At 34.6% G+C, this 16,163-nt stretch carries 8 protein-coding genes; 4 read left to right on the top strand and 4 right to left on the bottom strand.

The window, feature by feature from the left end; genetic code table 11:
- Positions 1–12 precede the first annotated feature (12 nt).
- The 4 genes from CRS_RS00915 to CRS_RS00930 all read left to right on the top strand — a co-directional run bounded on the left by CRS_RS00915 (position 13) and on the right by CRS_RS00930 (position 8,606).
- The gene (locus CRS_RS00915; protein ID WP_142722221.1) at positions 13–3,486 is read left to right on the top strand and encodes an RHS repeat protein; all 3,474 of its coding nucleotides are present in this window, start codon (positions 13–15) and stop codon (positions 3,484–3,486) included.
- A gap of 5 nt (positions 3,487–3,491) precedes the next feature.
- Entirely contained in the window at positions 3,492–7,046 is a 3,555-nt protein-coding gene (locus CRS_RS00920) for a DUF6443 domain-containing protein (RefSeq protein ID WP_142722222.1), read from the top strand.
- On the top strand, positions 7,021–7,641 hold the full coding sequence (locus CRS_RS00925; protein ID WP_142722223.1) for a hypothetical protein: 621 nt from the start codon (positions 7,021–7,023) through the stop codon (positions 7,639–7,641). The genes CRS_RS00920 and CRS_RS00925 overlap by 26 nt, the downstream gene beginning before the upstream one ends.
- Before the next feature lie 437 nt (positions 7,642–8,078).
- Positions 8,079–8,606, top strand: a complete 528-nt coding sequence (locus tag CRS_RS00930; RefSeq protein WP_142722224.1) for a hypothetical protein — start codon at positions 8,079–8,081, stop codon at positions 8,604–8,606.
- A 457-nt stretch (positions 8,607–9,063) separates the two neighbouring features.
- Here CRS_RS00930 and CRS_RS00935 read toward each other — a convergent pair whose 3' ends face one another.
- From CRS_RS00935 to CRS_RS00950, 4 genes are all read right to left on the bottom strand, one after another.
- On the bottom strand, positions 9,064–10,524 hold the full coding sequence (locus CRS_RS00935; protein WP_142722225.1) for a serine hydrolase: 1,461 nt from the start codon (positions 10,522–10,524) through the stop codon (positions 9,064–9,066).
- 189 nt (positions 10,525–10,713) lie between these two features.
- Positions 10,714–11,520, bottom strand: a complete 807-nt coding sequence (locus CRS_RS00940; RefSeq protein ID WP_172616969.1) for a helix-turn-helix transcriptional regulator — start codon at positions 11,518–11,520, stop codon at positions 10,714–10,716.
- A gap of 458 nt (positions 11,521–11,978) precedes the next feature.
- Positions 11,979–12,572: a hypothetical protein gene (locus tag CRS_RS00945; protein WP_142722227.1), complete on the bottom strand. Its 594-nt coding sequence runs from the start codon at positions 12,570–12,572 to the stop codon at positions 11,979–11,981.
- Positions 12,573–12,582: 10 nt separating this feature from the next.
- Positions 12,583–16,152, bottom strand: coding sequence for a DUF6443 domain-containing protein (locus tag CRS_RS00950; RefSeq protein WP_172616970.1), 3,570 nt, complete (start codon positions 16,150–16,152; stop codon positions 12,583–12,585).
- Positions 16,153–16,163 lie beyond the last annotated feature (11 nt).

The following is a 16,163-nucleotide window of genomic DNA, read 5'->3' on the forward strand; positions in this document are numbered from 1 at the left end:
CTAATTATTTTCATGAAGAAAACTACAATAGCTATAATTTTATTATTAGCTACATTAAATAATGCTTCAGGGCAAACTACAGTCAACCAGTATGATCCAAGTGTGAAAAATGTTCCTACGTCTCCTGAAGTTGCATTGTTAGGACGATTTGGAGATATTCCAGTAGGTCATTATACCGGAACAGCAGAAGTTTCAATACCTCTTTATACTCTTAAAATAGACAATATTGAAATTCCATTAGCTTTAAGCTATCATACGTCAGGTATTAAAGTTGCTGACGAAGCTACATGGGTTGGCCTCGGGTGGAATTTTTTACCCGAAGGAACCATTACACAGGAAATTAGAGGAAGCGAAGACTTTGTAACAGGAGGAGATGGTTTTGCCAGCACATCGGGTTATAGTATTTTTAAAAGTAACTTTCCCACTGTACTTTCAGAAAATCCAATGTACAGACTTCAATACGGAGCAAACGACTACAATTCAGGCCTTCTTCCAGGAGGCTCACAGCCATCTACAGATGACTCTTATGATATTATAAGCAGTTTAAAAAATAAAAAAGGACAGCCAGATATTTTTTCTTATAATTTTTATGGATACTCAGGTAGATTTTTTTACAATCCGGAGAACAATAGTGAAATACTTTTTTTAGAAAGTAACGATGATGTGAAATTCTCCAGAAATACGGACGGCTGGATAGCGACTACCAACAAAGGTGATAAATTTTATTTTTACGCTATTGAAAAATCAACAACTGATCAGACCAGCACAGCTGACTTATCGTATACTTTTAAAGTTAGCCGAATTGAACTTGTAAGTGGTAAAGTTGTTACATTCGCATATCAGGATGAAAGTACCTATCAGCAATATCCTACACAAGTTGTACATCTCACTAATTTTACAATGAATCCTGCTTTAAACAGTAGCTCTAATGCTGTAATTAACGATAAAAAAACATTAATTAGGATAGAAACTGAGGATACTAAGATACAATTCAATTTGGATAACAGGGAAGACATTCGCCCCCATTTTACTGCTACGCCCATCAAAAAATTGAGTTCAGTCGATATTCTGTCAAAACACAGTAATAAGAAGATTAAAAGTTTTGTATTAAATCAAGATTATTTTCCAATTAATTCCATAAATAATACACCTGAAGAAGGTTATAGAAATAAGAGATTAAGATTAAATTCTATTCAGGAGGTCAACTATGATCAAATGGGTAATTCTGTCCCGACGTCTATTCCTCCTTATACATTTGAATATGACACATCCAAAATAATGCCTGATAAGATGAAAAGTTCAGATTTTTATGGGTATAGTAATGGTGAAGGGAGTGAAAATCTTCTTCCTGATTTAACCTATTTTGATTACTTTAAAACTGCCCCCTATAAAAATTACGGGCTAACACCAAGTTCATATTTAGGGACTATGAGATATACAAATGTCAGTTGTGTTACAACAAATATATTGAAGAAAATATCTTACCCTACTGGAGGCCGTACTGAATTTGAGTACGAATCCAATACATTTACCAACCAGTTTATACCCACTATTACTCAATTACAAACTGGTAATAAAGCTCAAAGTATAACGCACAGGGGGGCAAGTACAGAGCCAGGAGGATCTATTACAAAGCAAAGTACTTTATTTAAATTACCCAATAATATTATAAAATTTAATAATACCATATATGACGGCTATATGGGTCCCCTATATCCTGAGGTTCACTATGGTGACTGGACGGAGATCGCTAAATGTAAAATACAGTTTCGCAAAAGAAAGACCATCAATGGGCAGCCTGTTGATACTGTAATTAAAGAATGGAAAGTAGATGTTCCTGGAAGTGTATTTGAACAAACACATCAAATGACCTGGAGTGAAGAAATAACAGTGCCAGTAGATACTGATCCTACTACAGAATATTATGTATTTGTTGAGAATGGTATTAATTACCGAAGTACTGATGGAAGTCATAGAGCTGTAGTATCAAGTGATATTTCATATTTTGATAATACGAATATTGATACTTCTATATCTTATGGAATCGGTTTAAGGATAAAGTCATTAAAGAATTATGAAAATAATACATTATTGTCACATAAAGAATATACTTATAATGGTGGGAGATTAATTTATGCTTTTAATCCTATAAATCTTATCAGTGGTGCAACATCTAAATCCCAGCCTTCATCAACTACTGGGGGATGTCCTAGTGAATCTATTTCAATATTTAATGACATTTCAATCAATTCCAGTGATTTCGGAGTAGGGGGAAATAAATCTTTTGGCTATAGTGAGGTTATTGAGAAAGACATTAGTGTCATTGACGGAACAGCTAAAGGTTACACGAAATATTATTTTACCAATATCCAGGGAACTTACTTGAAGGGTATGCCGAAAGTAGATGTTCCTTCCAATGGAGAGAATACATTGATAGAAATATTTGACCAGAATCAAAATAAGCTGTCATCGAAAATAAATAATTATGATAATTTACCCAATACCTATGGGGTATACCCGTCATTTGGTATCGTTAAAACATCAACCGGTATCTATGACCCAAGTAATAATTTTTACCCCTATCAATTTAATTCAGGTTGTCCTGTGATTGGAGTATCCTACACGGGAGACAATTATCAAAATCCGTTGCCTGTCACTAAATATAAGTTTTTGGTGAGTCCTCTTATTACAGGTAAAAGAAGGCTTAAATCCACCATTGAAACTACATTTTTAGGAACCTCGGCTTTGGTGAAAAAAACAGAATTGACTTATAATGCCTCTGGAAATCTGGATATAAGTAAGCTTACAACCTCTGACAGCCAAATTATCTATACCGATTATGATTATGCCAATGATTGGGGAAATACCCGTTTGATTAATAAGAATATGACTGGTATTCCATTATCTACAAAGGTTACTTCGGATAATAAAACCCTAAGCTTTATACAAACCAAATATGATAGTCAGGACAACTACCTTCCGACTTCTGTCCAGTCGTATGATATCAAAGCTGGCAGCTGGGATACTGAAGTTAAATATGATAAATATGATGATAAAGGAAATCTCCTGCAGTATACTACAAAGAGTGGGGTTCCGGTTTCTTTAGTTTGGGGATATAATAAGACGTATCCTATTGCTAAAGTTGAAGGGCTTACCTATGAACAGATTGGAGAAGCAGCTTCGGCTCAGTTGGCAGATATTCTTACAGCTTCTGAAAAAGATGCTAATCCCGCATTTTATAACATGCAGCCAGAAGATGCAGAAAACCAGCTTGTTAATAAATTGGATGCTTTCCGTACTTATTTCAGGCTGTTAAACTATAATATTACTACGTACAGTTATGATCCTTTAGTAGGGGTAAGGAGTATTACTCCGCCATCAGGAATCAGAGAGCGCTATATTTATGATGCTGCTGGCAGGCTTGAAAAAGTTGTTGACATGGATGGCAAAGTGTTGAAAGAGATGAAATATAACTATAAAAACTAATACCGTTGAAGAAACTCATAATTCCAATCGGTGCTTTGATGATATCAGGTTTTGTACAAGCCCAGTTGAGCACTACAGAAAACTATACTTACAGTAAGACATATCTTGATTATGATACCAATAATCAACCCACTAAAACAACTGAAACTGTTCAGTATTTTGATGGATTGGGCAGACCCAAGCAAATTGTCAATATAAAAGCATCTCCTGCAGGAAAAGATGTCGTAACGACAATTCCTTATGATGGATTTGGAAGGCAGGTTGATACATGGCTTCCGGCGCCAATGAATACGTTAAACGGTGGAATTCAATCAGGAGTACAGGTGGCAGCCCAGACTTATTATGGTGATAATACACCTTTTGTTCACAAAAATTTAGAAAATTCCCCTCTGGACAGAATTTTTGAACAAAAACAAGTGGGTACGGCATGGAGTACAAAACCCGTGAAATTTGAATACAATGCAAATGCTGATGGCGAAGTAAAGAAATATAATGCGGTTTTTAATTATAGTACTTTCGAAACATTGATTACGGTTTCTGCTCCTTATACAGCCAATCAGTTATATAAAAGTACAGTAACGGATGAAGATGGAAATAAAACCATAGAATTTAAAAATGGTAAGGATCAGGTTGTGATGGTAAGAAAAATGATCAGTACAACCGAAAGTACCGACACATACTACGTTTATAATGATTATAATCAATTGGCTTATGTTTTATCTCCTAAGGCAGTAGATCTTATTAAAAACTTAAGCCCTGGAACACAGGTCCCAGATACTGTTTTAAATACACTTTGTTATCAGTATAAATACGACGGAAAGAATCGTTTGGTTGAGAAAAAACTTCCGGGAAAAGACGTGGAATACATGGTATATGATAAGGCAGACAGGCTGATACTGACCCAGGATGCTAATCAAAGAGCTGCTTTTAGTTGGCTTATCTACAAATATGACGTACGAGGCAGACTTATCTATACTGGAATTCTAAACTCAAACAACACTCGGACCGGAATGCAGAACCAGATTAATGATGTTGTTGTAGTTGAATCCCGAAATACAGCTGGTTTGACGGCAAACGGCATGGCATATTATTATACCAATACATACTTAGGTTTGGATACGCTTCTTTCGGTTAATTATTATGATTCTTGTCCATCTCAATACTTGTTTAATCCAACTGTTTCAAATATTCTGGGAGAACCTGTACTTACAGAAACTCTTAGTACAGATGGAAGAAGTACAAAAGGGCTCCCTGTGTTAAGTCTGATAAAGAATATTGAAGATGATGGCTGGACAAAGAATTATACGTATTATGACGTCAAAGGGCGAGTAATTGGAAAGCATTCTATCAACCATTTGGGAGGATATACCAGAACAGAATCTAAACTGGATTTTGCAGGGCTCCCGAAACAGACCATTACCAAACATAAGAGATTAGAAACAGATACCGAAAGAATTATCACAGAAAACTTTGAGTATGATAATCAGAATAGGCTTTTGGTACACAAACATCAGGTTGACAGTAACCCAGCAGAATATCTGGCTCAAAATACATATAACGAAATTTCTCAGTTGACATCTAAGAAAGTTGGAGGTATTGCAGTAGCCTCTCCGCTTCAACAAATAGATTATCAGTATAACATTAGAGGTTGGTTGACAAAGATCAATGATCCTTCGAATCTGAATGGAAAGCTGTTTGGCTATGAAATAAAGTATCAAAATCCGGTAAATCCTCAGAGCGTAGGAAAATTTAATGGTAACATTACTGAAATTGACTGGAATAACGGATCGGAAAATCTTTTGAAACGTTATAATTATGAATATGATGCATTGAACAGGTTAAAAAATGCTTTCTATAAAGAACCACCTACAGGAAATAGCGGTTATTTTGATGAGTATCTGAGTTATGATGCAAATGGTAATATCATGACATTAAAAAGAAATGCTGCTCCCATATCCCAGGGAACTACGTTTGTGCAGGTAGATGATCTTAGCTATCAATACACTGGAAACCGTCTCGATAAGGTTATAGAGTCAGCAATGAATGATACAGGATATGAAGGGGGCAATAATATTATTGATTATGATTCAAATGGGAATATGACCACCATGAAGGATAAAGGAATCCAAAGTATTGTGTACAACTATCTCAATTTACCTAGTACTTATACAATCAGTCAGAACAGTCCTCTTGGGGTGGCCACTGGTTTTGGGTTAAATTATCTCTACAGAGCTGATGGAACAAAAGTCCGTAAAACTTATAGAAGTGAAGGCGGTAAAGGAAGCACAATGATAACCACCAATATGACAGATTATCTGGATGGTTTCCAATACCAGTATTCAGAAATATCAACATGCCTTTGGTGCCGGACAAGTGTTGCATTTGAGCAGGAAGCTTTTAAAAACCAAAGTGATACCAATGCTCTAAAGCCGATTCAGCCCTCGTGGATACTAGACTTTGTTTCTACGGCGGAAGGATTTTACAGTTTCACAGAAAACCGCTATATTTATCAGTACAAGGATCATCTTGGAAATAGCAGGGTAAGTTTTGCTAAGGGAAGTACAGGAACTGTAGAAATAACCGATACTAATAATTATTATGCATTCGGAATGAACCATATTGGTATCAACAAAGGATTTTTGGGAGGTTACAAGAATTATAAGTACAACGGGAAGGAAATACAGGAGTCAGGAATGTATGATTATGGCGCAAGATTTTATATGCCAGATCTTGGAAGATGGGGGGTAATTGATCCGCTGGCTGAAAAAGGACAAAACTTTTCTCCTTATAATTATGCCATTAATAATCCAATACGATTTATTGACCCAGATGGAATGTGGATAAGTATTTCGGATGGACAGAATACATATCGTTATGCAAATGGTCAGGCGCAACAACAAATTGAAGGGAAATGGTTAGCGGTTGAAAATAAAGCATTATCAGAAAACGTACTTGCAATTATAGATGGTTTAAATAAAATATCAAGTGGAGGTGATGCAGGGAATAATCTAATATCTTATTTTGAAAATGATAAGAATAATGCTAGTATTATTTATGACAAAGGAAATGCAGGAGATGCGGGTAAAGATAGTTCAGATCCTATTAAAATAGATCCAAAGGCAACAGCAAAAACCCCTACGACTCAGGGGCTTATAAATTCACCATTCTTTGTAAGTCTTAGTCATGAACTTGGGCATAAAAGAGATGAAAGCAATTATTTGTTATTTGGGCAATGGTACGGGGTAAGCAGAGGCGAAATTTTTGCTTCCCATATAGAAAATATGATACGTGCGGAAAATGACTTGCCTCTTAGAACATCATATAGAGTAGATCCTACAGTTGTTGGAGGATTAGATTCAAAAACAGTCTTAATTGATTGTGCTGGAAATAGTTTTTATTATAAGTCAGCCAGCAATCCTTTTGAATATAATGGACGTAATGGGAATGAAGGCGAAGATAGAGGAAATGCTGCAAGATCAGCATACGGCTCTGCACCTCCATCAGTTTTACAAAAAAGATATAACTACTATGATAATGTTAAACACACAAAGAAGAAATAGTACTTTTACTGTTTTTTTTGCCTTATTCTTTTTACAATTCTGTCATGCTCAGAATCAGTCAGTTAAGAGTTTTTTTGAGAATAAAAAGAAAAATTCTTATAAACATTGTATTCAAGAGTCAGGTATTAGTACAATTAAAAATACAAATGAAAATAAAACGTATATAGAGTTAGTGATTAACGGTTGCAATCATGAGGGAGGCATTTTTAACAATTTTATAGATGGAACCAGCACTTTATTGGCTTTATTACCCAGTACAGAAGATATTACAATTTTTAATTGGAAAAAGTATGACACCTATATTCCTGCTCCGACTGTTACAATAATGCAAACAGATAAGCTTAGTGTAGTGGAATTTACATACTACGATGAAGAAAAAAATGCCTATGATATTCCTTTAAAAAGGAAGGTCTATGAAGAAAATGAAGGAAAATTTAAAAATGAACTTATGTACGCTAAGTCCAAGTTAAGTGGTACCAAGATTGACAATGATTTACTTAGATATGAAAGAAATGACTACTATATTATAAAACGGTTGAAAGGAAAATACACGTTTTTTACTATTGTTGATGGGCAGGTGAAAATGGTGAAATAACTTCATTATTACCAATAATAAGCAGGAGATATAAAAACTAAATCAGGAACAATTACCAAAATACAAGTTTATTTATATAGGAAAGAATAAAAAGCATTATACAATACAAGAGTCAAGTTTTGAAAAAACAGGTTAAATAATTTCGAAAATAAGTTCACCAGTTTTAAACTGATACTACAATGAAATTGATAAGTAAATACAAATCCTAAATTAAAATTTAGGATTTTCTCTTATTTTTATTTTTAAACTCTTTTTGTAAACAATCAATTTCTAATTCTATTTTTTGTAATTCTTTTGCGTCCAATTTTGTGAAAAGAAATAATATATCGATGCCTAAAAAGTTGCTAAGTTTTACTATATTTTCAATTGTTGGATTTGTCAATCCTCTCTAAAAGAAAAAAATAAGAGCTTTTTTACAATGGGTATATGCCAATTTAATGCTTGATACTGCTCTTGAACATGGTTGTGACTTTGATAAAAAATCATTTGACGCTATTTATGAATTACCAGATGATTTAAAATCTATCTACAATCAGTTAACCCAATCAACCAAAGATCTTCTAAATTACAAAAATGGTAACGATCTATTTAAAATTTCTCAAGATACAATAGATAAAATTACAGATAAATATATTCACATCTCTTCAAATTGGGATGTATCACCAATTTCTGGTGATACATCCCAAACTACTCCAGTAAAAATAGATAGTACAGAGTCAGAGTTAATAGGATCACCAGATGATATTATTAGAGTGTATCGTCCTGCAAAAAACTGGATTAGAAAGATATTATTTCAAAACACAACTATATCTAATCCCATTCATCAGACAGATGGAAATTGGAGCCATTACTGTAAAACGGCTGTTGTCTTTGTTTCAGGTGGGAAGAATTACCTATTCGCCCAATCCTCTTCAAAATATTGGTTTATATCAAGATATGAAGAAGAAAACAACATAGTATATTAAGTTGACAGAAAGAACTATTCAAAATTTGCAAATAATTTAACAAGCGGAGATAATCACTCCGCTTTTTATTTTAGTATGTTAATAAGGTAATTGTGAAGATATAAGTTGGTGGAATAACCTTACATGAAGACAGTTTCTTAAAAGGTTTATATAGTGAGAAAATATTATTTATATTATCTTAAAATCTCACAAGGCCATAAAAGTGTTTAAGAAGATTACATCAGATTAAATATCAGGTATCAAGAGTACATAATCGTCTCAAATCTTCTAACAAAGAGTTCGAGTTTTGTACCAATGAGGTCACTGAAAGAGACAACTATTGAGTTGTCTCTTTTTTTATGAGTATACATGATTTTTTTTCATCATGTTAATGATGGCTGAATTTTTAAGCCATCTGTCCTAAAGCTGGTAATATTGGGGGAAAGATTTAATACTGTCTTTAATTATTTTAGAGTAACTATTTACTGCTTTTTAAATTTTCATACTTAATCTCAGCCTCTTTATCCAGTGGTTCTCTCTTTAAATAGATTTTCAAAAATTCAAGGGCTTTTTCCTTTTGATGAGATAATCTATAAGCTTCGCTCAGGTTGTAATAAGGTGTGGCAGAATCAGGAAACTGAGCAGTAGACAGCTGAAACAGATCAATTGCCTGAATATATTTTTTTTCGAAGAGGAACTTTTGCCCGTATCTTTCTATTAAATTCTCTTTAAGGATATATTTTTTGTGTGAATCAGCTTCTAACTTTTTTATTCCGGCAGAAAGACCATTTTTTTCCACTGTTCGGATAACATCTTTTGTATAGAAAAAGTTATCTGTTGCATTTGTACTTCCGGTTAATTGCTTTTTAATGAGATTGGAAACTTCCCAATAATTTTCAACTTCTCCGTTTGTTAAAATTACAACAGTATAGCCAGACTCCGGGAAAATCATCAGTTCATTTGCTATTCCGAAATGTCCGCCTGTATGTCCAAGCATTCTTTGACCGTTTAAAAAACTCTCAACAATACCATAAGCGTAAGAACCTTCTTTATATTTCACTTTACCAGTGGAATACAGCTGTGTAAATTCTTTCTTCAGTAATGTGTTTTGTTGAAGAGCCATGGAAAATCTCAACAGGTCCTCTGCTGTCGAATATCCTCCACCTGCTGGCGTGCCTTTGGTTACATTGCTATACATATTGTTTTTCCAATGCCCTGGTTTTTCCAATAACATTGTATATCCTATTGCCATATTCGGGATTGCCTCTTCCAAATCATAAGAATCTGTATCCTTCATTTTTGCGGGTTCGAAAATGTAAGTTTTTACATAATCGGAATAACTTAATCCAGAAACTTTTTCAATGATCAGTCCTAAAACCATGTATCCCGAATTGCTGTATTGAAAACCTTTCCCAGGAGAAAATAGTAATTCCTGATGTGCGTAAAGCGGCAAATAATCGCTAGCTGTTTTAAACTTTTCTTTCGCTAGTTTGTCGTGTTCGGCCCAAAAGTTTCCCATTCCGGAAGTATGTGTCAATAATTGATGGATGGTAACGGAATCGGCTACTAGTTTATTGGGGAATTCAAATAGATATTTACCAACTCTGTCATTTAGCGAAATCTTTCCCTTTTCTACCAATTGCATAATGGCTAAACCCGTAAACATTTTATTCATAGAAGCCAAATTAAATTTGGTATTTACTTTATTGGGAATTTTGTCGGCTATATTAGCGTATCCGAAGGCTTTCTTATAGATCGTTTTATCACCTTTGGCAATCAAAACAACACCATTAAAGTAATTCTCTTTCTCAAGGATATGCAGTTGTTTTCTTATGAAAGACAGGTTAACTGATTGTCCAAAAGTTAATGTTCCCCAAAGTATAAATAGTAATCTTACCAGAAAGTATCTATTATAAAAAAAAATATAGTGGTTGTTCATTATTTCCTTTTTCTTTTTGTCGTAATTATTGAACAGTCATTATCTAATTTTGCCAATCAACCAATTGTTATATCCATGCGACTATAAATTTTTTTAGCTCATGCAGAATTGCAGTTGCTGCAAATTCTTTAGTTGATAAATACAAAATTATAGATACAGATACCTTGAACATTGTATGAATGTAAACCATTAAACAAAAAGCCAGAGCATATCTTTTGAAACATTAATATTTTTGAAAAATACGGTAGGAACAACCCCCGTTAGCGCTTTGAATTCCCTGTTAAAATGGGGCTGGTCAAAAAATAAATTTTCGTGCGATAAAGAAATGAATTTTTCATTGGTTTGAAGAGAAGAGGTAACTTGTCTGAAGCGATGTATTCTTTTATACAGAGATGGAGACTTTCCTGTATATTTAAAAAATATCCTATGGAGATATTGCCTGGATATACCCATTGATCCAGCAATATCATTTAATTTCCATCCTTCTTCAACTTTTTGCAGTATGTTTCGAATCGTTTCGAGTTTCGGAGTACAAAGTTTGGAGATAAGATAATTTTCTAACATATTGGCCTGTTCATCTTTGTTATTTATTTTAAATAGATCTTGAATTTTAGTCTGATAATCAGGGTACGGTTTGAAATTCTCCAAATGGTCCCTAGTTGATGATAAAGAAAGTTTAGGGAAAAAATGAAAAATTGCAAGGGGTTTGAAATATATTGTAAGTTCATTTCTAGGTTCCTCGTAAGTAACGTTAACGGGCTTGGAAATGTTATAGAATAGAAATGAATCGATCCTTTTAATGGTTGATCTCCTTATTGTGATTTTGTCTTTTTCAGGAATTAACTCTGTGTCCTGACAAATCGTTGCAAGGCAGAAATTACTGGGAAATGTCCAATATTGATTTGATTTTAGGGTATCAAGCTCAGAAATAAAATAAAACCCCTCAATATATTGGCTTAATAGATCTGATTTTGGTTTATAAAAAGTGATACTCATATAATTTTCATTTTTTTCAGAGGACTTTAATATCCTCCTACTTAGTCTGTCATTGCGGAAGCCTTTCATTCTACATGGCAGAATTTAATACGCACTTATATTACAAAAAATATTTTTAGATCAATTATCTATCTTAAAATAAAGAAAATTTCTCTTTAATTGATATAATTGAGATTAACAAAAAGATATCAGAGAATGACGAAAAAAAATAACATTCAACCAAAAATAATGTTCCTACAGTAAATCTGATATTCTTAAAATTTTAGACTTTCAGAAAAAGAGCCAGTTAAACAATTCAGCTGGCGATTTAAATTCAGCAGGAATGCTGGTAAATGGAAGAAAATATTTTTAGTGTGACTACAGTAAGCTGTAAAAATTTTGAACGTACTTTGGTGTGCCCGGCGGGGTATAAAATAAAAAGGACCAGAAAGATTTCCGGTCCTTTTATAATAAAATACTTACTTTTTGGGATTCAGATTTTTCCAATCACTGCTTGTCCAATAACGTGTGTCATCAATATTATATTTTTTTTCACCTTTATAGGCTGGCTCAGATGCTCTTTTCTTAAAAAAATAATTTTTTATTTCTTTTGAAATATGTTCACGATCATATGAGTTGGTATAATTGGGGCCAACCCATTTAAGGGCAAAAGAATCCTGTATTCTTTGTCCTATATAGCAGGTTGCATCATAATACCATTGAGAGCTCTTTTCCGACTTTAATTGTTTTTTTACCAGATTTTTAGTGATTACAAAAAATGATATTCTATTGAAGTCTGAACTATACATAATCGTGTCAATAATGATTTGTGTGGAATTATCATACTCCCCGGAATGAAAAGATTCTCTATGCTCTTCAATAAGACGGTGCATCTGACTAACTAATTTCAGGCTGTCTGATGCATACTTTTGGGACGTTGCCTGAGTTCCGGATTTGTATTTCTCCGGTGTATTCCTGAAAAGCCTAAAATCATACCCACTGATGTAAACAATATAAATAATAAGCGCTAAAAGAATAGCTCCGATAATAATTATTTTTTTGTTTTTTTTCATAGACTAATCATTAATGGTTACAATCTGTACATTCCCAGGAACTTCCGTTCCATTCGTAGGTTCCTTCCTGCAATTTACTGATATCTTTGAAAAATGTATCAATAAAATGGTCTGTACTTGATCCTGTATTGATATAAGTATCTTTATCACTTATTCCTTTTTCTTTTTCATTGGCAAGAAAACCGAATCCGGTAATATTCCAGGTATCTTCGTGGATAAACTGTTGGGTTTTAATATTAGGATCCACCTCCAGACTTCCGGCCTGGAAAGGATCGAAATCTGCCACAAGAGTTATTTTAATCTGTTTCTGCATCTCTGCTGGAAGTGTAGAAACATATTCTTTTAATGCTTTCACATACCCTTTCCCATAAGCTCCACCCATACTATGGGTAACCACTTTAATCGTTTCTATGATCTCTCCGGTACTTGAGTCTCTTTCGAGGTTTTTAATTATTTCTGCAGCATCTTTTTTACCTTGGTCAAAACCTGTATTGATCCTGTTTTCAACGGATATATTTACATTTTTTGCAGCGAAAAATGTATTGCTCCAACCTCCAAGTCCCCCATCTCTGTAGATGGCATTGTAATCATTCAAATGTCGCATTGTAGCCATATCAAAACGTTTATAGAGTGGGAGAGGTGCTCCTCCTTCTCCTATGCTAAGATGTCCTATCAGGGTACCACTTGTCCAGTAATCAGGAGTACCGCCGTTACCACTGTGCTGTCCGTTAATAAAAATAACTAAATTTCCATCCGGGTCCACGGCATTTACAGGAGTATTATTGGCATAGCTGTAAGGAGATTTGCTTAAATAAAGCTCTCCTTTGCCATCGGCTGAGCCCCATCTTCCCAGTTCAGGCATGTACATTCTTGCTCCGTAATCATACATTTTAGTGTCTGTCTGAAATTCTTTTCCATTATATTTATACTGATATGAAGCTGTTGCTGACAATCCGGAGCTGTTTTCATTGTACTTCAACCCAAAAGGATAGTAATTATTTTCTTCTAGGACTTCTATATTGCTACCGTTATGAAAATAACTTAACCTTACATTTCCTAAATGGTCTGTATAGTTATAGATATATTTATTTCTTACAAAATCATAATATCCTTCCGAAGTTGGAAAAAACTGTAATGCCGTTATAAAATTACCTGTTTTGTCTTTAAAGGTTTGATATTGAAAGCCATCCAGGTAATCTGTTGTTTTTGGGGTTAACTCATTGGCACCACCGAACGGATCTGATATTGCCTGGTTATATATTTTTTTCACTTTTACTCCATCGGCCCTGTAGAGGTAAGCAGAATTTTCGGGGATTAAGCCTGTCGGGGTTGATAATTGTCTTGTGAATACCAATGAGGAAGGGAGATTGAGATGGTTATAATTAATCTTTTTAATTTCCTTATCCAGCTGGCTGGTCATATTGGCATTTCCATCATAGCTGATGATATTTCCACCGCCGGGGTATCCGGAGAAATTTTGTGAAGCATCATTTACAGAAATCAGTTTATTTCCGTAATAATTAAGATTCAGATCGTCGATGTACTCGCTGGTGGCTTGATCGGATTCGTTTCCTGTTCTCATCAAAGAAGTGATATTTCCGTTAAGATCATAGGCCGCCTCCTCTGCGAATGTATATTTCATAGGAATTGTAGTATCCGGCTCAAGATAAAGACCTGAGACCAGTCTGTTTAAATTATCATACCGGTAATAATATCGTTTTAAAATACCGTCATTTGCCGTTTTCCAGCTTATATCCGTAATATCGCCATTGTATTTGGCTTTAGAATAAGAACTGGTATGGGGATCATGATATTTGATTTCGTATCCAAACAGCTTCCCACTGAGATTTCCGGGGTCATTGATTTTAGTAAGCCATCCTCTGATATTATAAGTGTAATTGATATTCTGCAGATTATTACCTACCTTTTTACTGGTTAACTGTGAAAGTTCGTTATAGGTATTGTCGGCCAACAGTTCGGGAGCATTTCCATCTACCTGGTGATAATGTTTTTTCAATCTGTTTTGAGAATCATATTCGAAGGTTTCAGCAATTACTTTTTCTGTATCAGCTGCAAGTCTTTTATGCTTAATGACTGTTTTTTGCAAAGCTCCTGCAAAATCCAGTTTAGATTCTGTTCTTGTATAACCCAGTAAGTGGTTAATAGAATGTACAGCGATAAGTCTTCCTCTGAAATCGAAATAAGAATAATTTTTGGTCCAGTTATCATCCTCAATATTTTTTATCAGATTCATTACTGCAAGTCCTTTAGTACTTTTCCCATCTGTGCTGATATTATCCGTTAAAACAGGCTGCTCCTGAATATTGGGAAGGAAAGACGGGTTGAAGCTATATTGTGGATAAGTATCATAGTATCTTACACTGAGAAGTTTGGTAATGGAGGAAGGGTAGGTTGAAGAGCTATTATCATAATACACACCCATCCCGCTGTTGGTAAAGCTTACGGAAGCTGTTCTCAGTGTATTATTGCTTCCTTTGGCATTTACATTGGTCTGCTCTGCAACTCTTCCTGTTCTGCCATAACTTTGTGGGCTTGTGTAGATACCGGTATAAGCAACTCTTCCCAACTGATCATATTTTGTAAACATCCACTGTTTCAGGGCACCAAGATTCGCATCCTGTGTCATTACCAAACGGTCCTGCATATCATAAATCTGGTATTCCCAGCCTTTTCCTGGGAGCTTTTTCTCTACCAAACGGTTTCTGCCATCATAATTATACTGATAACATAATTCACTTAATAGATCATCGGTTAAACTATCTCCGGGGTTTGCCTCATAAGTATTAAAGAACTCATAGACTGCCTTAGGAGGAATAATTAGAACAAGCTGATTATATTCATTATAAACATAATAAGTATCTGCATTTTCTGTATCACTTATTACTTTTCTTGTCAGAATCAGTTGTTCCTGCCCATTTTTGAATTCAATGGTTTTGTTTCCGTCTTCATCTATGGTCATGTTTTTATACAATTGATGGGTTCCGAAATCATTTAAGCTCCAGATCACACTGGATACAGCAGTATTACCGGACCAGGTGGTAGTGGCCGTGAACTTTCTTACCTTATCATTTACCGAGTTTGTCTGATATTCAAATTTTACAGGTTTACCCTGCCATGCAGTCCCTATCTGTTTTTTTTCTAAAATTCTGTCTAAAGGCGAGCTTTCCAATAGCTTCTCTGTAAAAGCCTTTTCTCCGGTATATATACTGGTGGGATCTCCTACGGGAAAATCTGTAAGACCCTGCGCCTGTTGATATATCGCTCCATTAGTTGTGGAAGCTTGTGGCACTGCGAGATATTCTCTTGTCTGCCGTCCCAGTGCATCATAAACAACAGGAGTGACCATATCTTTTCCTGAAGGAGAAGCTTTTACATTGACAATTTGTTTAGATCTTCCCAATCCGTCAATATATTCCACAGTCTCCTGAATTTTGGGCGATTGCCCGGCAGGGTAGTCGAGATATGTTTTTGTCTGGATATAGTTTTCCGTATTAGTGACTTGTCCGTATGCAAGTCCTGCTAGAAGTATGGCACCTGCAGGTATTATATTTTTTCTCATAATTTGAATCT

It is taken from the genome of Chryseobacterium sp. ON_d1, from assembly GCF_006829085.1.
In the GTDB taxonomy this organism is placed as follows: Bacteria; Bacteroidota; Bacteroidia; order Flavobacteriales; family Weeksellaceae; genus Chryseobacterium.